Raw genomic sequence first — 16,717 nt, forward strand, 5'->3', positions numbered from 1 at the left:
GATGATAATGCTCATCGTTCGAATTGAATAACAATATAACATGATTAGCCTAAGGCTGCGGAAGAGAGAGGGTCAAGAAGGTAAATGGTAGTTTTTAGTCCGGAAATTCAGCAAATTCAGGAATTAGTAGAACTTAAAATACAAGAACGTATCCAGCACATAGATCATATTGTGGATGCAAATCAGTGGAAGGTCATTCAGGCCTTCCAGCGCAAGCAAGTGAGCGATTTTCATTTTGCAGGTTCAACGGGATATGCTTACAATGACCGGGGGCGTGAAGTGCTGGAAGAGGTCTATGCAGATGTGTTCGGTGCGGAGGCAGCGTTGGTGCGTCCGCATTTTGCCTCGGGAACGCATACCATCGCTACGGCTTTATTTGGTCTGCTGCGTCCAGGGGATGAGTTGTTATACATTACAGGGCGACCTTATGATACCTTACACAAAGTGATTGGTAAGCCTGGCGATGGAACAGGATCATTGCAGGACTTTGGTGTTACTTATGGAGAGACAGCGCTGACAGCAGAAGGTAAGGTGGACTGGAAAGCGGTGGAGTCCGCAATCCATGCGAACACCAAAGTGATCGGTATCCAGCGCTCACGCGGCTATGATTGGAGAGCTTCCTTTAGTGTGGCAGATATTGAAGAAATGACGGCACGAGTGAAGAAGATAAAGCCTGATGTTATTGTCTTTGTGGACAATTGCTACGGGGAATTTACTGAGAAGCTGGAACCTACCCAGGTCGGTGTCGATTTGATGGCAGGTTCGTTGATTAAAAATCCTGGTGGAGGTATTGCAGAAACGGGTGGATATATCTGCGGTAAACATCAATATGTAGAGCTGGCATCCTACCGATTAACAGCACCTGGTATTGGTGGAGAAGTAGGAGCCATGCTAGGCACTACACGGGGCATATACCAGGGGCTATTCCTTGCTCCTACATTGGTGGGGCAAGCGGTTAAAGGAAGCATATTCGCTGCTGCAGTCTTTGAAGAAATGGGGTTTGAGACCAAACCTGCTTGGCATGAAGAGCGTACGGATTTGATTCAGGCCATTTCTTTTAGCGGACCAGAACATCTAATTGCTTTTGTACAGGGCATTCAGCGCGCAGCCGCCGTGGATAGCCATGTGGTGCCAGAGCCGTGGGATATGCCGGGTTATGAGCATCCGGTTATTATGGCCGCAGGTACGTTTATACAAGGTGGAAGCTTGGAACTATCCGCAGATGCTCCGATTCGGGAGCCTTATATTGGTTACATGCAAGGGGGCTTAACCTACTCTCATGTCAAATATGGAGTACTTATGGCTCTGCAAACGATGAAAGAACGTAAATTATTGTGAGTTTTTCTAACATATCATTGACACTTTGCATCAGCTAAATGTACAATAAGGTGAATAATAGATCACTGGAAGGTTGATGACAAATGGGCGACGAAATTCGCAGAAATATGGCCTTATTTCCAATAGGTATTGTCATGAAGCTAACGGACTTGTCAGCACGTCAGATTCGTTATTATGAGCAGCATAATTTGATAGTTCCTGCCCGTACATCAGGTAACCAACGTCTTTTTTCATTCAATGACGTAGAGCGTCTGCTTGAAATTAAGGCGTTGATCGAAAAGGGTGTTAACATTGCAGGAATTAAACAAGTCATGAATCCGGTTACCAAGGAATCGGAGGAAGCTACAGTTATTACTGCAGATACGGAAGTCAAACGCCGTGAAATGTCCGATACTCAGCTTCATCGTTTATTGAAACAACAACTTGTTGCAGGCAAAAGACCAGGACAGGTATCTTTGATCCAAGGCGAATTATCACGATTTTTCAACAATAGATAATGCTTGGACTTACCTTTTGGCATAAGGTTATTTTACTTAAAAAACGGTCTCATCATTTAAGTCTTTTATGTCATTTATGATACAGCCGATTTGCATATAGTCGTTACAGAAAGGGAGAGGTTAGTGTGAGTTATACCAGAGAAGATATCATTAGGATTGCGGAAGAAGAAAATGTTCGTTTTATTCGTTTGCAGTTCACAGATTTGCTGGGTACCATTAAGAACGTTGAAATTCCGGTTAGCCAGTTGGAAAAAGCATTGGATAACAAAATGATGTTTGACGGTTCTTCCATAGAAGGCTATGTACGTATCGAAGAATCTGACATGTACTTATATCCAGATTTGGACACTTGGGTTGTATTTCCTTGGGTAACCTCGGATCGTGTAGCTCGTTTGATCTGCGATATTTACAAGCCAGACGGCTCTCCATTTGCAGGTGACCCGCGGGGGATCTTGAAACGTGTACTTAAGGAAGCCGAAGAACTGGGATACACTTCGATGAATGTTGGACCAGAGCCTGAATTTTTCTTGTTCAAAACCGATGAAAAAGGCGATCCAACCACAGAACTGAATGACCAAGGCGGATATTTTGACTTGGCTCCAATGGATCTGGGTGAGAACTGTCGTCGTGAAATTGTTCTTAAGCTTGAAGAGATGGGCTTCGAAATTGAAGCATCCCACCATGAAGTTGCACCTGGTCAGCATGAGATTGACTTTAAATATGCAGATGCAGTTAAGGCTGCCGATCAAATTCAAACATTCAAGCTTGTTGTTAAGACAATTGCTCGTCAGCATGGTTTGCATGCAACCTTTATGCCAAAACCTTTGTTCGGCGTGAATGGTTCCGGTATGCACTGCAACCAATCGTTGTTTAAGGACAATGAAAACGTATTTTATGATGAGACGGATGAACTCGGATTAAGCCAGACAGCTCGCCACTATATGGCAGGTATTCTTAAACATGCACGTGCAATGGCAGCGATCACGAATCCAACAGTAAATTCCTACAAACGTCTCGTACCAGGTTATGAAGCGCCTTGTTATGTCGCTTGGTCTGCAAGCAATCGGAGTCCGATGATTCGGATCCCCGCATCTCGTGGCCTGAGCACTCGCGTTGAAGTTCGGAACCCTGACCCGGCAGCGAATCCTTATCTAGCCCTGGCCGTAATGCTGAGAGCAGGTTTGGATGGTATTAAACGTCAGATGGCTCTGCCAGCCCCAATTGATCGCAACATCTACGTGATGTCCGAGGAAGAGCGAATTGAAGAAGGCATTCCAAGTCTGCCTGCAGACCTGAAAGAAGCTTTGTCTGAGCTTATTCGGAGCGAAGTTATCTCTGATGCACTGGGTGATCATGCTCTGGCTTACTTCTATGAGCTTAAGGAAATTGAATGGGATATGTATCGCACCCAAGTACATCAATGGGAACGTGATCAATATCTGACGCTTTATTAATAGATAAAAACCTGTGAGTATGCGGTTTTTTTGGGAGTTGTAATGGGGGACGTTTCAGAGGAGTTTATTAATTCTTCTGGGGTGTCCCCCAAACGTCCCCCGACTTAAAATTGTTTGAGCCGAGAATTTTGCTTGTGTATTCCTCATATCTGTCTATGTTACGTTTCTCTAACTTTTTAGAAATGTGTGCGTATACATCAGATGTAATCTGCACACTACCATGACCAAGCTGCTCCTGGACAAACTTTATATCGGCTCCAGCTTCAAGCATGAGCACTGCGTAAGTGTGACGAAGAGAATGGATACGCAAAACTCCATCGAGACTAGCGCGCTTCAAGATACGCTTAAATGCGTTAAATAGTGTTGACTTCGGCATAGGACGTCCGTCATTTCTACATAGAACGAGATTTAAATCATGTCGGTACATTGTTTCTCCGAGATTAATTTTATTCTGGTTCTGCCAACTAGCATGATACTTTAGATCGTTGATTAGAGATGTACTTACACTGATTGTTCGTTTTGATTTGAAGGTTTTTGTTTCCCCGAATAGCTCGTCCTCGTTATCAGGTTGGAAATCCAAAGTTTCATTAATGTGAATTTTTTTCTCCTTAAAATTAATATCAGACCACTTTAAAGCAGCGGCTTCACCTTTACGCATGCCAGTCTCCAACAGCACCTTGAAAAATATCCAGTATATATAACCATATCCTCTTGCTGTATAAAGAAAACGAGGAATATCCTCAGAATCAATGAAATCAATAGTTTTTTGTTTCCTCTCTCCCTTAATAATTGATCCTATGCAAGGATTACGTTCTAACTTTCCTTGAATTACTGCGAGTTCTAAAGCACTGTAAACTGTTGAGTTAATTATTTCGACTGTTCTTCGGCTTAAGCCTTTTTCTAAACAAGCATCTAAAAATTTTTGGTACATATCTGGTTTTAAATCTTTTATCATTAATTGTTTAAAATAAGGCTTAATGTGTGTTTTTAGATTGTTCATATGTTGTTTAAGTGTGTTTTTTCTAACATCTCCTTTTTTATAGTTGATGATCCAACTTTCTATATAATCGACGAGAGGCATGTCAATCTGTTCGTAACCTTGTTTTATTCTCTTTAAAAATTCTGCTGCAGCTAACTCTGCTTCCGGTTTTGTACGGAATCCCCGTTCTGACTTCTCCTTTTGTTGCTGTGTAAACGGATCGGTGTACTTTAACCGATACCGCCAACCACTCTTTAATCTTTTAAAGTTTGCCATGATTATTCCTCCAATAGAACAAATGTTCCGTTTTTTGTGTATGTGAAACCGCCTCGCAGCGGTGAAAGCGCAAAGTGAATATTTAGGAAAGCTATTTCATTCAAAACAATTAATCTTTTTTGTTCTTTTTAGCATCCCAGAACATAGCTTCCATGACCCGTTTAATTTTTTCTTTGTCGTCTTCTGAGATTGGTACGCCATCGAACATTACCGGCGCATCTTCTTCAAGTATTGTTTTAAAATCCCGAATGTCCTTTGACGTGGCCCACTCTGGATATTGGCGATCATCTTTTTCGGCTTCTGTACGGCCAAGAAGGTAATCTACGGTTACATCAAAATACTCGGCTAATTTTGAAGCCACCTCAGTATTTAAAGTTCGGCTTCCTTTTTCGATATTGTATAGAAATTGAGGGGTAATTCCTAAAAATTCAGCTACTTGTACTCCTGATTTCTTTTGTGATTTTCTAATCTCTCTTATCCGGTTAGGATAACTAGACATGTCCTGTGACCGCTCCTTTTAAACTAATTGATGAATTAATGATATCAACAAATAGATTAAAATACAAACAGCAAATAGATTAAAAAGAAGCAAATAGGCGAAAAATTGAGCATATATATTAAACTATATGGATAATAATCTAAAATGCTTTTATTTGAATCTATTTGATTAATTTTACGTTTGATTTAATTAATCAAATAGATTAATATTATTTCAACGGAGGTGATGAAATGAAGGTTTCTGAACAAATGAGGCCACTTATAAATGAAAAAGGATTAAATCCTTCTGATTTAGCTCATTTAGTTGGGTGTTCCCCGCAGTACATGCACAATTTGCTAAATGGAAGTCGTCGGTGGAACGAAACCACGCTTAGAAAAGCCTGCGATGCTTTGGGATTAGAGATCAAGCTGGTTCCTAAGAAATTAAAAGAAAACAACAATTAAGGAGGGATAAACATGTTGTCAGTCAGCGTTGACGAAAAGGAAGCCTTTCAACTGGTCAAATCGAAGATAGCGGAGGTTTTAAAAGAAGCTGATGTGGAGTACGTATTTTGGGATGCGGCTGAATTAAAGCGTCGTACATGTATGAGTTGGAACTTTATACAAGAACAATTTTTCTATCATCCAGGATTTCCGAAACGGAAAGTAGGGAGCAAATGGTATTTTCCTGCGAGAGAAACGCGTGAGTTCTTGGAAAATTGGTTATTGGAACAATCTTATTAAAGAAAGGAGAACAAAACTAAATGACTACACCCAATATAGAACAACTGGATAACTGACTGCATGATTTAAAGAATGTAAGCATTCTACTCTATTAAAAAATAGCGAGAGTATCTTTACAAGATAGCATCTCTTTTCTTTGATGAATTGATAAAGCTACAACAACTTACATTTTATCACAGAGGGGATGTAAAGAAAGGAGAATCAACTTGCAAATTGGTATCAGCAAAATCAAAGTCAGTGATCGTATCCGTAAGGACTTCGGTGGCATCGAAGAACTGGCACAGGATATAGAACAAAACGGACTTATTAACCCTATTGTAGTAACACCAGATTATCAGTTAATTGCTGGAGAGCGGCGCTTGAGAGCGCACCAGTTCCTTGGACGCTCAGAAGTGACGGTAAGAGTTATGGAAATCAAGGATTTTGAGCATCAACTTCAGCTTGAGATTTCCGAGAATGAACATCGTAAGGAGTTCACTTTTTCCGAGCGAGTAGAATGGGCACGGCGACTTGAAGAGGTCGAACGCTTGAAGGCAAAAGAGCGCATGGCTGGAGGTACGGAAAATTTTCCTGACCAACCTACCGGACAAGTTCGGGATATTGTAGCGGATCAGGCAGGCTTTGGCTCTGGCAGGCAGTACGACAAAGCGAAGTTTATTGCGGAAAATGCTACTCCCGAAATCATTCAGCAGCTTGATGAAGGCTTGATCAGCACTCACAAGGCATTTGTAGAAACCAAAGCTCGGCTCGAAGAGGCTGTCCGTGAGGCAGAGGAAAGAGCAGAGCAGGCAGAGCGGGACAAGCTTGAGTTACAGAGACAGTACAAAGATGCCATTCCTGCGGATCAACTTGAGGATGCTGTATCTGCGGCTGTAGAGCGTCATGAGGAAGAAACAGGCATTTTCATTCGCCAAAAGGAAAAAGAGGCGGAAGCGCAGCTCAAACAACGCGATGAATATTGGAAAAACAAACTCAATGATGATTTGGAAAAAGAACGTTTAAAAGTTGAACAATTGAAGAGTGGCTACCAAAGAGCTAAAGAAGAACTGGAGACTATCAAACTCCAGCAGCCAGATGACTTCAACGAACATGAGGCCGCTGCTCAAATGAAGAAGCTTCGCTTTGAAGCGGACAGCAACACGATCCAGGTAAGTATCCATGTGAAACAGTTTCTGCAAAAGGTTGGAATTACTTCGTTCATGTTGGGGGCAATAGGCAGTGCAAGTAGTTCTGAAAAGAAACGGTTGTCTGAAAGTTTGGACATGTTGGAAGCCTTTATTGAACAGATTCGTCCAGCTGTAAACAGCAGAAAGGTGGTAGAAAAATGACACTAATGAATCCTAATCAGCAGCCAGATTTCTTGTCTGTAGTTGAAAAGCAAATGCAACTAACAGAGGCTCAAGGCATGGCGATTCGCGGTCTTATAGACGGTATTAAGCAAATGCATTTGGATGTAACTGAAAAAGTGGAAGAAGTTCAGATGATGGTTCAAGAGGTTCGAGACAGTGTAACGCTGACGGATGCTGAATGCTATCAGTTACAGGATGCAGTAAGAATTAGGTCCATTACTCTCACAAAAGATCGTTACAAGGAGACAGATGGAAAATTTAACGAAACGGTCGGAAAATATCGCCGCATAATTTGGAGTAAGTTGAAAGTTTTGTTCTCAGTCGCGAAGTACAGTCACATCCGGCGCATTGATTTTGATGATTCCATTTACTTCGTTAAAGACTTTCGTCCAGAAGACTATATCTAAGGGGTGAATGATTATGACTCTACCGGAATTGGCTCGTATCTGGTTCGAAAACGAATTACAGCATGCCATTATCGTTCGTAATATACAACGCAAGAGCAAGTCAAAATGAGTAGCAAAATGCAAACCATTTACTCTATTCCTATTGTGGATGATGAAGGCTTCAAATTTACATTGGATCAACCAGCAGACTCGCTTATAGCCGCTGTATTACTCATGCATTGTTGGTTGAATTGTCAACATTCGGTAGATATTGAGATGCTACAGCTGACAGAGCAGGATAAGAAAAAGCTTTCTCTTCAAAAGGAAAAAGAACTTACTGAACAAAAGCTTCAGGCCATTTATAAAACTCAATATGCTATTACAGATAGTCCATGGCCTAATCACGTATGTATTCAGAAGATGAAACCTTTGAAGGAACAAGAAAGGCAATTGAAGGCTAAAATATCCGAACTTGAGGCGGAGATATGGAGCTGAGAGAGTTGGACGATCATAAACAATCTAGGGTGCTTAGAGCGCAATTACGTGAATTATATGAGGACAGCATTGACGCTGTCAAATTCGGATTACCGACTGACGAAATTCATGCTCAAATAGATTTGCTTACTGCTGAATTAAGTGAACTTGAGGAATTTAAAAATGAAGAATATGAAGGGCTAGAGGCTCCTAAGTCATCAGGATACAAGATATCTGGTAAAAAAATAGGATGCTGCAAGCATTGTGAAAAAGAAGTCTTTGAAGGACAAAAAATTCCCAATCCAAAAGAAGAAGGACTTTTCTGTAATTACTATTGCCGTAAGTTATACCGCAAAAGAAAAGACAGAAAAGTCCAGAAAAACAATCGTGCTACCAACACGATCATTTAAGAAACAATTCAACGGAAGTATAACACAAGATTTTGAAAATGAAAACAGGAGGCCTGTCTTGTGAGAGGAGACAAGGATTTTAGCATTTGGAATACAAGCATAGCTGTAAGAGGCGATAAAGAAATATCCCATCCTACCTTTTTACGGATGTTAGACATGATGAGGAATAGAGGTTTTGTCATTGGATCTGATCCACGAATAGACCGTGACTATCCTATCCTTTCGAAGGACCGTTTTGCTGGCAACAAGGGAGAGCTTCTGTTTGTTGGTGAAAAATATAATTGTGGTGCAAAACTTGAATTCTATCAAGAAATTAATGTAGAGAACCCAAACGGCGGTAGATATGACTTTAACAAATTTGAAAAGATGCCTTATCTACTCCAAAAGCGGTTTCTAGTTGAAGTCAGGTATATGGAACAATTTTTACTGAAGGAAGGATTTACTTGTGACTCTGAACCAGTACTAAAAACGTCATACGATAAGGTATTTCATAAGCTTAATTCGCCAAGCAGACACTGGAGTTCAGAAAATCTTCCTGATTATAACGCTCTCGATAAAGATGGGATACGGATAAATAACGGCGAAGTGAAATATTTCAGAGGTAGAAAGGGAACGTTGATGCGCGGGACCGTCTACCACAATATCAATAATATGTGGTGGGTCATAGTTAATAAAGATTACTATACCAACTTGGCAAGTTTCGAATTGTTTGACCTTGCTACAAAACCCGAAAACAGACTTAGAAAACTGACGAAGAGATCAGGTCATCACAACCCAAAATCCAGATTCATTCCTAGTGAGGCTAATTTAAAGGAGTGGAGTACAGCGGCTAAAAAAGCCGGAAAAGACGGAAGGATTAAGCTAGCGAATAGTGTGCTGGATTACTTATATGAAATCAACTGGACCTCTCGTAAATTCCAGTTCTTAAAAAAAGATAATGGCCGACTTGGTCTGATGGAAACCGAAGGGAACCCATATTTCTTGGGCCACAGACTGGGTGAGAAAAAGTATGATCCGCCTCGAATTATGCCTCTCTACACTCGTTCATTGGCTATGTCTGGTACAGAATCGTCCTGGGTTAAAGGCTTAAGGGATTATGTTACAGGTGGTAAGCCAACTATCTCAAAATGGTTCTGCCGGGATGGAAACGGAGAAGGTGGACAAGCCTACCTTTGGCCTGAGGTTCGAGAACGATTACTCCATATAGGAGCGCATGTATAAAAAAGGAGTGGCTGCATTGTCTCTACAAAAACAATATACGCTCGGAGAGCTTTATAGTCTTGCGGATCAATGCAGCCATGATTACCCTGCTACACTGGCACGTAAGATTGAATTGCTGACCGAAGTCCAGATTCTCCTGGGGCGTAAGGCAGCTGAGGCCGTAAGGGAATATAAGCGGATCTATGCCAAGAGGAAACGCGTTTATGCCGAAGCATATATAGCGGCAGAAAACCTGAGGGAGCAGCGAGCGGAATTAGCGGTAATTGAACTTCGCAACCAAGAAGCAGATGCTGAAGCTGATAAGGTCCGCTGGAGTAATGCTGTAGAAAGTAATGACCAGGTAATAAACTCTTTAAAATATAGCCTCAAGGTTCTGCTAGCGGAGTTTGGAAACAACGCCAGCGGAACTAGATAGTATTCAGAAAGTACCGGGGTGAGGTGAGTGGTAAGTCCCCAATTAAAAGACGGGTTCATAGGAATAGCCAACAGCATTTGGGATGAGATCATAAGCCGTAAGTTTACTGAGAGGCAGCAAAAGATATTAAAACTCATTTTGCGGCTTTCCTACGGATGCCAGAAGAAAAGTGCAACAATCCCTCTACTGACTAATTTTGAACTGTGTGGTGTACGTATACAGGACGCTAAGAAGGAAATTACCTATCTGAAGCAGTGCAAAGTAATAGAGTGGGACGGCAAGCAAATTTATTCCTTAAATAAGAATTATGATGAATGGCGTGTAAGTCTCGTTAAAGAATGGAACGAGAAAAAATTCAAGGAACTTATTTCAATAAATCTTGCCGTATATAAAGTTACGAAAAGTGTAAGTAAACAGGCGGGTGATAAAGTGGAAAGTTACGAAAAGTGTAAGTCAGGAGTTACGAAAAGTGTAAGTGGCGACTTACGAAAAGTGGAAGTCAAAGAGGATGAAAACCCTTGTGGGAGTAAGGACGAAGGCACTCCTAAAGACATGTTTAAAGACAATATTAAAGACAGTAGTTGTTGTTTAACGGCTGAGAATGAAATCAATTCCAAAGATGAGGGGATACCGTCTTCCCGGCAAGGTACCGTTCCTGCCACTTCTGAAACAGATACTGACTCTGAACAGAATGAAATATCATCTTCAGATATTGATTATCGGCATGCTGTAGCTGATAAATATCTTCGTCGTCGTGGGAAGGGCCTAGAAATAACGATTGCTGATGATCAAGCGATAGACGAGCTAATCAAGGAAGGTGTACCACTTCAAACTGTTTTAGATGGCATTGACCAGGCTTTTGACAATTTCAAACCGAGGCACAAGCGTGATGAGATTAGAAGTGTAAGCTACTGTGCAACGGTCATTTATTCACTGCATGCATCTCGCCAAACTGCTGATCAAAATGCTGTTACAGTGGAGCGCGAACAGGAAAGTGATTCCGTGCTTCAATCGGACGAGCAATACAACACGGATAATTTACAAAAAATGCTGGCTGAGTTAAGAGCAAAGCAGGGAGGTTGACAATGTGGGGAGCTTCCAAGAAGAATTAAAGGCTTTAGTGCCTTCACAATTTTACGAACGCCAGGCTGCTGCCATTCAGCGCATAGAGAACCACCCTGAGATCCAACGACTAAAACAGAAATACCCTGATAGGACAGCAGATTTAACAAGTCCAAGGCACTACAGGGATGTATCACAGCATCTTTCATACTGCGATGCATGCGACGCTTGCCCCGGTTTAAAAGCATGCCAAAACGAACAAAAAGGGCACATGAGCGTTGAGGAACCAAGTCCAACCCAATCGGACGAGTTGGTATTTCGGTTTCGGAAATGTGATTTGCTGAAGCAGTATGAGAAGCAGCAGGGCATTGGACAGAGGATCAAGAGCCACTATATACCATCACACATTCTGGAAGCTACCTTTGATGACATAGAGCCAGATCCGCAGAGGCTGGTTGCGATCACGGCAGCAGTAATATTCTGTAGTACGTTCGTTCCAGATGAAACGGTTGAAGGATTATATCTTTATGGGCAAATGGGTGTGGGCAAGAGCAGGATTGCCGGAGCAATTGCTCAAGAGCTTGCAAAATGTGATGTAGATGTACTCATGGTCTACGTGCCCGACTTTTTGTTGGAAGTCAAGGAAGCTATCGGTTCCAAGACGGAAACGGTGGAGAGCAAACTGGATGCTCTCAGAACAGCGCCTGTACTCATACTTGACGACATTGGAGCTGAAACGCTTACCACCTGGACGAGGGATGAGGTGTTGGGGCCTATACTCCAGCGGCGCATGGAGAGGTTGCCGACGATTTATACGTCAAACCTAACCATGGTTGAGTTAAAACAGCACTTGTCGAATGTAAAGGATGCCAAGGAGATGGACAGGAAGCAGCATGAGAAGAAGGCGGAGCGGATTATTGAACGGATTGAGCCTTTTGTAAAAATACTGCCAGTAGGCGGACGGAATAGACGTAGGGGGTAAGCATATGTGCAGAACATGCGGAGGTGGCAAGGTGGCGTACCAGTTTCGTGGCTCAATGTTGATGACGGGACCATGCCCGGAATGCAACCCAAATGCCAGAAAGGATAGCGAAATGGAGGTCAAACCTTATGAATATAGTAGTAGACAGCGCATTACTAGCTGAAGCTTTAGAGGACGCAAGTAAGGCGATTTCAGCAAAAGCGATAATACCTATAATGAGTTGCTTTTTTATCGAGGCAACTGAGGACAGGCTTATTGTAACTGGTACGGATGACAGAGCCACTATCCAATCCTTCATTGAGGAAAATATACAGGTAAAAGAGCAAGGCAGTGTTGTACTACCGAAAGTTCTATTGGAAATTATTAAAAAGATAAATGGAGAAATTCGCATTGAGGTCAGAGATGGATGCCAGGCAGTTATTAGATCGCGCAATAAAGAAATCGAAATGTCCGGCATTGACCCCGATGAGTACCCTTCTCCTCCAGAAATAAATCAAAATGAATTTATACAAATCGTTGGAAAAGATTTAAAAGAATTGATAAAAAAAGTGGTCTTTGCAGCAGATATTGACGGTAAGTCGATGCCAATTATCACGGGGGTAAACGTGTCTTTGAAAAATCAGAAAATTGAAATGGTAGCAACAAATCGTCATAGGCTCTCGCAGATTGAAAAAGAAATAGAAGCATCAGAGATTGGGAGCGCTGTAATCGAGGCTAGAGGTCTTATCGAATTGCAGAAGATCATTTTGGATAAGGATGAAGTTGAATTCGGTTTTTCTAAATCCAATAACGGAGCTGTCATTTATGCTTTTGCGCGGACCGAAAGATTCGTATTTTACTCTCGCGTATTAGAAGGAATTTATCCAGATACGGAGAGAATGACGAAAATTTTTAATGAAGTCACAAGGATAACAGTTTCAAAAAAGGAACTCATTGAATCCATTGAGCTGATCTACACTCTCGCTAAAGAGGAGAAGAATAACGCGATCCAATTCACGGCAACCAAGCGAGAACTCAATATACGAGGTAGAGGGAAGGAAACGGGCAAGGCCAATGAGAGCATTGAACCGACTGGCTTTGAAGGAGAAGAATTTAAAATTTCTCTTAATGCTAGATATGCATTGGACGCTCTAAAATCTCTGAACTCAGAGCATGTTACTTTAATTTTCACAGGGAAATCGCAGCCGATATTTATTACTGGAATTGACGATGCAAACAGCGTATTCATTGTATTGCCATATAGGACGGAGGGTTAGCATTGAATAAGGAACTCAATACGAAAGAAATTTGCAAGCAAATTAAGTCATCTGGAAATAACGGATGCATTATCTGGTCACGCGAAACTAATCAACACTTTGTGTCCAATAGGCACTTCCTGATTCGTTTTGATGAATTACCTAAGGATGTTTTAGTATCCTTATTCTCTATATTCTTTAAGTTACCCGAGGTAGGACAGACATTACAGTCGGTTTATGGAGAGGTAGATGAAAAAGGAACGCCTCTTAATGTGGCTTCAATCTACAAACCAGAACAACAATCAATCGAAGGTGAAGTTACGAAGTACCTTAAGGAATTTGATGAAAAACTTCTATTGAGGGTGATTAAATTCCCTGGTCATGAATCGTATATTAATGAAAAATATATGAAAATGACTAAGGATAAAAACCCGAAGGTTGAAAAAAACATTGCTACCGTACCCGTTTATTTTGCTAACGGAGATTTAATTCTTCTTCCGGTCAGGGATACATCAAAGGAAGATAAGAAAATAGTTGATATGTTGAGAAATCGGAAATGAGTAAATACAATGCCAAAAAAGTGATTGTTACAGCCGATGGAACATTATTCGAGGAATGGTTGGTAAAGAAATATAACCTTGATGTAACTGGTATTCGCTTCGATAGCAAAATGGAAGGAGAGTACTATCAGGAATTGCTCTTGCTAAAGCAGCTAGGGGAAATAAAGGATTTTGTCTGTCAGCCCAAATACATCTTACAGGAAAGCCCGAAGGTGACCTACATTGCAGATTTCCTTGTTACTGATCTTGATGGGAGCCAGCGAGTAATTGACATAAAGGGAGTTGAAACTGCTACCTTTAGAGTTAAACTGAAGCTTTTCCAACGAAAATACCCGACTTTACAAATTGAAATACTCGTAAACGGCGTGGCGAATTTATCCCTACACGGCAGGCCAAGAAAGAACGGGCAGATCGAAAACGAGCAATCAATAAATTAGTAAAACGAGCCGAAGGAGAGATTAAAAATGTCAGAATTGGCCGGAATGAAAGTCAAATTCACCGTAATCAAAAATGAGGATGCTGAGAATTATCTTGATGATCGGGATAAAAGTGAGTTATCCCGCATTCTATGGAAAATCCAAGAGTTTAGGCATCTGAATGGGAAGCCAGCTTTAAATACCTATCTGGTAGTTAACACCGACGAAACATATGCGGCTGATATTGTGCGCATCATGCAAGCTAATAACCATTGGGGATCAGTCAGCGATCCTAATCAGGCTGAAATGCAGTTTAAAGGAGATACATTGCTGCTGCCAGAAACGGAGGGTGACATTTAAGATGGAGCAAACAAACAATATTAGAGCGACTGATCGGAAATTTGATGGTTTGACGGAAGCAGAGGAAAGGGCGCTCGAAATTTTTCGGCTCAGAGGTAACGTGGATCGGCCAGAGGTAACCAGACGAATTATAGAACTGTTGGATAAGCAGAACGAGAAAGGTCTAAAGAAGTATGGAACCACAATAGACCAGGTATCAGATATGGCCTATGACTGGAAGCTCATGGCGCTGGAGGAGGCAGCTGATTTAATTCAGTACCTCCAGAAAGAGGTTATACGGCTTGAAAGACTTCTTAATCCGATCTAGGCAAAACAAAAGGAGCATAGAGGGTTCTTAATTAATCCTCTTGCTCCTCAGTAATAAACAAATCTTCAATCGCAACATCTAGCGCTTTAGCGATAGCGAATAAATGCCAGGCTTCATGGCGGCTGTTTTTATCAAATCTACTAATTGAACCTTGTGGAATTCCAGTCATTTCAGACAATTCCGTTTGAATGATACCTTTCTTTTTTAACAAGGGTGTCAGATTCGGTTTCACTTTAAACAATGTACTTCACCTCTCAGCCGAATTATACGATAGCGAATAATTTTTAGCAAGGCATGTTGACTTAATATTCGATATCGTATATTATTAGGACAATCAATAAATATTCGAAATACGATATCGAATTTACGGAGGTATATTTTTATGAGAAAGACATACAAGCAATGGGTGTTCTGGCAAGATGGTTTTTGGGAATTCGAATGGAGTTTCGTCCTACTTACAATTTGGATCAAAGACTTAAAAACTCGTCTGAGCGAGTATAAACAGGTCATTAAGCTCAGAGCGTTCGCCGGGATTATCCGGTGAGGTTGGCACAAGCCAAGATCAGTTCAGGAAACTTTTCCTACGCTGAATGATTCGATTACGCAACACTGTACCCAAAAGAGCAACATTGTACTGGAACCAAAAACGTAATGGAGGCATGGTGTATGACAGAACAAGAAATGGATGAGTTCACTACAGCATTGGTAGAACGTTACGTGGATATACAAAAGTTCGCTTCGTGTAACAGTGAATTATTAAACATATGGAATGAGGCTATTGATACCTTACCACCTGAGATAAAACATAATTTTGAAGAAAAATATAATCGCCTTGCAAGGGAGAGTAGTTCGTGAAAAAGCTCGACTTGAACAAGCTTGATGAAGAACCTATTGAAGTACAGCAGGCCGTGGCCTTCTACGCATCACATACAATAAATAAAGTGCGCATAACAACGAAAGAAAGGTATAAATATTATTCCATTTTAGAGGAAGCTGGCTTGCTTGAACCCCTAAAATCCGTAGTGGAGCCATAGCGGTTTAGGCTCAAAATATAAGCATAAGCACAGGAAATACGAATCAATCTGTTGGAAAGGTGGCGAGGGAGAATGTCTCATCAAACATTCTGGAAACCGGAGAAAAAAGTCAAAGAGAAGAAATCGTATAGAAGCCTTGGACAACGGAAAAAGGATAAAAAACCTGTTCCTGAATGGAAGAAAGATATTCTCTCTCATCACCGGTCACGGCCTAATACCAAGGAGCGTGGAGAATTCCCGAAAGATGTAATTGCGGAACTGATTGCTGATTCAAACGGAATCTGTGAATGTTGCAAAGCCGCCGAAGCCACGACTACTCATCACGTTTATCCGCGCGGGAGAAAAGGACGAGGAGTCAAGACAAACGGTCTGCGGCTCTGCTGGCCTTGCCATGATCGAATACAAATAAATGAAGAACTTCTTCAATTTTGGATATCTGCATTCCGTGATAAATACGGTGATTACTTTTGGTTCGATGAACAGGATTGGGAAGAGTGCAACCGCAAACAGGCGGCGAGTAAGCGCGTAGAAGCCGAGAAAAAGGAACATCTGGAATCTATAAAACCAGTTATGGAACTACTTACTACAGCGGCAGGCCGATCTTTGAAGGTTAAGGAAGTACACTTGCTGGAAGCTATGGATGAAAAACAGATTTCTGTTTTCGAAAACATGATAAACGATATTTTAGGGGCTTCAGCTAAACAGCAAGTGCCATTTGGATATGGGTATTTTGATGATTAA

25 protein-coding genes are annotated in these 16,717 nt (G+C 41.4%); 22 read left to right on the forward strand and 3 right to left on the reverse strand.

Annotated features, from left to right (window positions below; genetic code table 11):
• Nucleotides 1-84: 84 nt before the first annotated feature.
• The 3 genes from MMB75_RS04945 to glnA all read left to right on the forward strand — a co-directional run bounded on the left by MMB75_RS04945 (nucleotide 85) and on the right by glnA (nucleotide 3,289).
• A complete protein-coding gene (locus MMB75_RS04945) occupies nucleotides 85-1,338 on the forward strand; it encodes a methionine gamma-lyase family protein (protein WP_016822093.1) in 1,254 nt (417 codons plus the stop codon).
• 83 nt (nucleotides 1,339-1,421) lie between these two features.
• Nucleotides 1,422-1,835, forward strand: a complete 414-nt coding sequence (locus tag MMB75_RS04950; RefSeq protein ID WP_016822092.1) for a MerR family transcriptional regulator — start codon at nucleotides 1,422-1,424, stop codon at nucleotides 1,833-1,835.
• A 125-nt stretch (nucleotides 1,836-1,960) separates the two neighbouring features.
• Nucleotides 1,961-3,289, forward strand: a complete 1,329-nt coding sequence (glnA, locus tag MMB75_RS04955; RefSeq protein ID WP_016822091.1) for a type I glutamate--ammonia ligase — start codon at nucleotides 1,961-1,963, stop codon at nucleotides 3,287-3,289.
• A gap of 67 nt (nucleotides 3,290-3,356) precedes the next feature.
• On the opposite strand, the gene MMB75_RS04960 is transcribed toward glnA, so the two are convergent.
• Both MMB75_RS04960 and MMB75_RS04965 read right to left on the reverse strand, forming a co-directional pair.
• Entirely contained in the window at nucleotides 3,357-4,544 is a 1,188-nt protein-coding gene (locus tag MMB75_RS04960; RefSeq protein ID WP_016822090.1) for a site-specific integrase, read from the reverse strand.
• Nucleotides 4,545-4,653: 109 nt separating this feature from the next.
• Complete coding sequence (locus tag MMB75_RS04965; protein ID WP_014599962.1) at nucleotides 4,654-5,043, reverse strand: helix-turn-helix domain-containing protein; 390 nt, start codon at nucleotides 5,041-5,043, stop codon at nucleotides 4,654-4,656.
• Between the two features lie 230 nt (nucleotides 5,044-5,273).
• Here MMB75_RS04965 and MMB75_RS04970 point away from each other — a divergent pair, with 230 nt between their 5' ends.
• The 15 genes from MMB75_RS04970 to MMB75_RS05040 all read left to right on the forward strand — a co-directional run bounded on the left by MMB75_RS04970 (nucleotide 5,274) and on the right by MMB75_RS05040 (nucleotide 14,942).
• On the forward strand, nucleotides 5,274-5,486 hold the full coding sequence (locus tag MMB75_RS04970; protein ID WP_017427617.1) for a helix-turn-helix domain-containing protein: 213 nt from the start codon (nucleotides 5,274-5,276) through the stop codon (nucleotides 5,484-5,486).
• Nucleotides 5,487-5,498: 12 nt separating this feature from the next.
• Nucleotides 5,499-5,765 (forward strand): hypothetical protein, encoded by a 267-nt coding sequence (locus MMB75_RS04975; RefSeq protein ID WP_014599961.1) that lies wholly within the window; start codon nucleotides 5,499-5,501, stop codon nucleotides 5,763-5,765.
• Nucleotides 5,766-5,971: 206 nt separating this feature from the next.
• On the forward strand, nucleotides 5,972-7,093 hold the full coding sequence (locus tag MMB75_RS04980; RefSeq protein WP_016822088.1) for a ParB N-terminal domain-containing protein: 1,122 nt from the start codon (nucleotides 5,972-5,974) through the stop codon (nucleotides 7,091-7,093).
• Complete coding sequence (locus MMB75_RS04985) at nucleotides 7,090-7,521, forward strand: ORF6C domain-containing protein (RefSeq protein WP_016822087.1); 432 nt, start codon at nucleotides 7,090-7,092, stop codon at nucleotides 7,519-7,521. The genes MMB75_RS04980 and MMB75_RS04985 overlap by 4 nt, the downstream gene beginning before the upstream one ends.
• A gap of 105 nt (nucleotides 7,522-7,626) precedes the next feature.
• Entirely contained in the window at nucleotides 7,627-7,995 is a 369-nt protein-coding gene (locus MMB75_RS04990) for a hypothetical protein (RefSeq protein ID WP_016822085.1), read from the forward strand.
• Nucleotides 7,986-8,384, forward strand: coding sequence for a hypothetical protein (locus MMB75_RS04995; protein WP_016822084.1), 399 nt, complete (start codon nucleotides 7,986-7,988; stop codon nucleotides 8,382-8,384). Before MMB75_RS04990 ends, MMB75_RS04995 begins: the two co-directional genes overlap by 10 nt.
• 60 nt (nucleotides 8,385-8,444) lie before the next feature.
• Nucleotides 8,445-9,605, forward strand: a complete 1,161-nt coding sequence (locus tag MMB75_RS05000) for a hypothetical protein (RefSeq protein ID WP_016822083.1) — start codon at nucleotides 8,445-8,447, stop codon at nucleotides 9,603-9,605.
• A gap of 7 nt (nucleotides 9,606-9,612) precedes the next feature.
• Nucleotides 9,613-10,020 carry a hypothetical protein gene (locus MMB75_RS05005; RefSeq protein WP_277507304.1) on the forward strand — a complete coding sequence of 136 codons (408 nt, stop codon included), beginning with the start codon at nucleotides 9,613-9,615 and terminating at the stop codon, nucleotides 10,018-10,020.
• 27 nt (nucleotides 10,021-10,047) lie between these two features.
• Complete coding sequence (locus MMB75_RS05010) at nucleotides 10,048-11,103, forward strand: replication protein (RefSeq protein ID WP_277507113.1); 1,056 nt, start codon at nucleotides 10,048-10,050, stop codon at nucleotides 11,101-11,103.
• Between the two features lie 4 nt (nucleotides 11,104-11,107).
• Nucleotides 11,108-12,064, forward strand: a complete 957-nt coding sequence (gene dnaI / locus MMB75_RS05015; RefSeq protein WP_277507114.1) for a primosomal protein DnaI — start codon at nucleotides 11,108-11,110, stop codon at nucleotides 12,062-12,064.
• 128 nt (nucleotides 12,065-12,192) lie between these two features.
• Entirely contained in the window at nucleotides 12,193-13,320 is a 1,128-nt protein-coding gene (gene dnaN / locus MMB75_RS05020; RefSeq protein ID WP_277507115.1) for a DNA polymerase III subunit beta, read from the forward strand.
• Between the two features lie 2 nt (nucleotides 13,321-13,322).
• Nucleotides 13,323-13,859, forward strand: a complete 537-nt coding sequence (locus MMB75_RS05025) for a hypothetical protein (RefSeq protein ID WP_277507116.1) — start codon at nucleotides 13,323-13,325, stop codon at nucleotides 13,857-13,859.
• Nucleotides 13,856-14,296, forward strand: coding sequence for a DUF1064 domain-containing protein (locus MMB75_RS05030; RefSeq protein WP_277507117.1), 441 nt, complete (start codon nucleotides 13,856-13,858; stop codon nucleotides 14,294-14,296). The genes MMB75_RS05025 and MMB75_RS05030 overlap by 4 nt, the downstream gene beginning before the upstream one ends.
• Before the next feature lie 27 nt (nucleotides 14,297-14,323).
• On the forward strand, nucleotides 14,324-14,635 hold the full coding sequence (locus tag MMB75_RS05035; protein WP_277507118.1) for a hypothetical protein: 312 nt from the start codon (nucleotides 14,324-14,326) through the stop codon (nucleotides 14,633-14,635).
• A 1-nt stretch (nucleotide 14,636) separates the two neighbouring features.
• Nucleotides 14,637-14,942: a hypothetical protein gene (locus tag MMB75_RS05040; RefSeq protein WP_277507119.1), complete on the forward strand. Its 306-nt coding sequence runs from the start codon at nucleotides 14,637-14,639 to the stop codon at nucleotides 14,940-14,942.
• Between the two features lie 31 nt (nucleotides 14,943-14,973).
• Here the strand turns inward: MMB75_RS05040 and MMB75_RS05045 are convergent, their stop codons facing one another.
• Nucleotides 14,974-15,183, reverse strand: coding sequence for a helix-turn-helix domain-containing protein (locus MMB75_RS05045; protein WP_142611996.1), 210 nt, complete (start codon nucleotides 15,181-15,183; stop codon nucleotides 14,974-14,976).
• A 141-nt stretch (nucleotides 15,184-15,324) separates the two neighbouring features.
• Between MMB75_RS05045 and MMB75_RS05050 the strand changes: the two genes are divergently transcribed.
• The 4 genes from MMB75_RS05050 (at nucleotide 15,325) to MMB75_RS05065 (ending at nucleotide 16,717) form a co-directional block, all read left to right on the forward strand.
• A complete protein-coding gene (locus MMB75_RS05050; RefSeq protein WP_277507122.1) occupies nucleotides 15,325-15,486 on the forward strand; it encodes a hypothetical protein in 162 nt (53 codons plus the stop codon).
• Nucleotides 15,487-15,608: 122 nt separating this feature from the next.
• The gene (locus MMB75_RS05055) at nucleotides 15,609-15,797 is read left to right on the forward strand and encodes a hypothetical protein (RefSeq protein ID WP_222821819.1); all 189 of its coding nucleotides are present in this window, start codon (nucleotides 15,609-15,611) and stop codon (nucleotides 15,795-15,797) included.
• The gene (locus tag MMB75_RS05060) at nucleotides 15,794-15,976 is read left to right on the forward strand and encodes a hypothetical protein (protein ID WP_222821818.1); all 183 of its coding nucleotides are present in this window, start codon (nucleotides 15,794-15,796) and stop codon (nucleotides 15,974-15,976) included. The genes MMB75_RS05055 and MMB75_RS05060 overlap by 4 nt, the downstream gene beginning before the upstream one ends.
• A 72-nt stretch (nucleotides 15,977-16,048) precedes the next feature.
• The gene (locus MMB75_RS05065) at nucleotides 16,049-16,717 is read left to right on the forward strand and encodes an HNH endonuclease (protein ID WP_277507123.1); all 669 of its coding nucleotides are present in this window, start codon (nucleotides 16,049-16,051) and stop codon (nucleotides 16,715-16,717) included.

This window comes from Paenibacillus sp. P2(2022), assembly GCF_029522175.1.
GTDB classification, from domain to species: Bacteria; Bacillota; Bacilli; order Paenibacillales; family Paenibacillaceae; genus Paenibacillus; species Paenibacillus polymyxa.

Excerpts from the sequence above, each read along its gene's own strand:
- MMB75_RS04945 (WP_016822093.1), top strand. The coding sequence starts at position 85 with ATGGTAGTTTTTAGTCCGGAAATTCAGCAAATTCAGGAATTAGTAGAA.
- MMB75_RS04950 (WP_016822092.1), top strand. The coding sequence starts at position 1,422 with ATGGGCGACGAAATTCGCAGAAATATGGCCTTATTTCCAATAGGTATT.
- MMB75_RS04960 (WP_016822090.1), bottom strand. The coding sequence starts at position 4,544 with ATGGCAAACTTTAAAAGATTAAAGAGTGGTTGGCGGTATCGGTTAAAG.
- MMB75_RS04965 (WP_014599962.1), bottom strand. The coding sequence starts at position 5,043 with ATGTCTAGTTATCCTAACCGGATAAGAGAGATTAGAAAATCACAAAAG.
- MMB75_RS04970 (WP_017427617.1), top strand. The coding sequence starts at position 5,274 with ATGAAGGTTTCTGAACAAATGAGGCCACTTATAAATGAAAAAGGATTA.
- MMB75_RS04975 (WP_014599961.1), top strand. The coding sequence starts at position 5,499 with ATGTTGTCAGTCAGCGTTGACGAAAAGGAAGCCTTTCAACTGGTCAAA.
- MMB75_RS04985 (WP_016822087.1), top strand. The coding sequence starts at position 7,090 with ATGACACTAATGAATCCTAATCAGCAGCCAGATTTCTTGTCTGTAGTT.
- MMB75_RS04990 (WP_016822085.1), top strand. The coding sequence starts at position 7,627 with ATGAGTAGCAAAATGCAAACCATTTACTCTATTCCTATTGTGGATGAT.
- MMB75_RS04995 (WP_016822084.1), top strand. The coding sequence starts at position 7,986 with ATGGAGCTGAGAGAGTTGGACGATCATAAACAATCTAGGGTGCTTAGA.
- dnaN (WP_277507115.1), top strand. The coding sequence starts at position 12,193 with ATGAATATAGTAGTAGACAGCGCATTACTAGCTGAAGCTTTAGAGGAC.
- MMB75_RS05030 (WP_277507117.1), top strand. The coding sequence starts at position 13,856 with ATGAGTAAATACAATGCCAAAAAAGTGATTGTTACAGCCGATGGAACA.
- MMB75_RS05035 (WP_277507118.1), top strand. The coding sequence starts at position 14,324 with ATGTCAGAATTGGCCGGAATGAAAGTCAAATTCACCGTAATCAAAAAT.
- MMB75_RS05040 (WP_277507119.1), top strand. The coding sequence starts at position 14,637 with ATGGAGCAAACAAACAATATTAGAGCGACTGATCGGAAATTTGATGGT.
- MMB75_RS05050 (WP_277507122.1), top strand. The coding sequence starts at position 15,325 with ATGAGAAAGACATACAAGCAATGGGTGTTCTGGCAAGATGGTTTTTGG.
- MMB75_RS05055 (WP_222821819.1), top strand. The coding sequence starts at position 15,609 with ATGACAGAACAAGAAATGGATGAGTTCACTACAGCATTGGTAGAACGT.
- MMB75_RS05065 (WP_277507123.1), top strand. The coding sequence starts at position 16,049 with ATGTCTCATCAAACATTCTGGAAACCGGAGAAAAAAGTCAAAGAGAAG.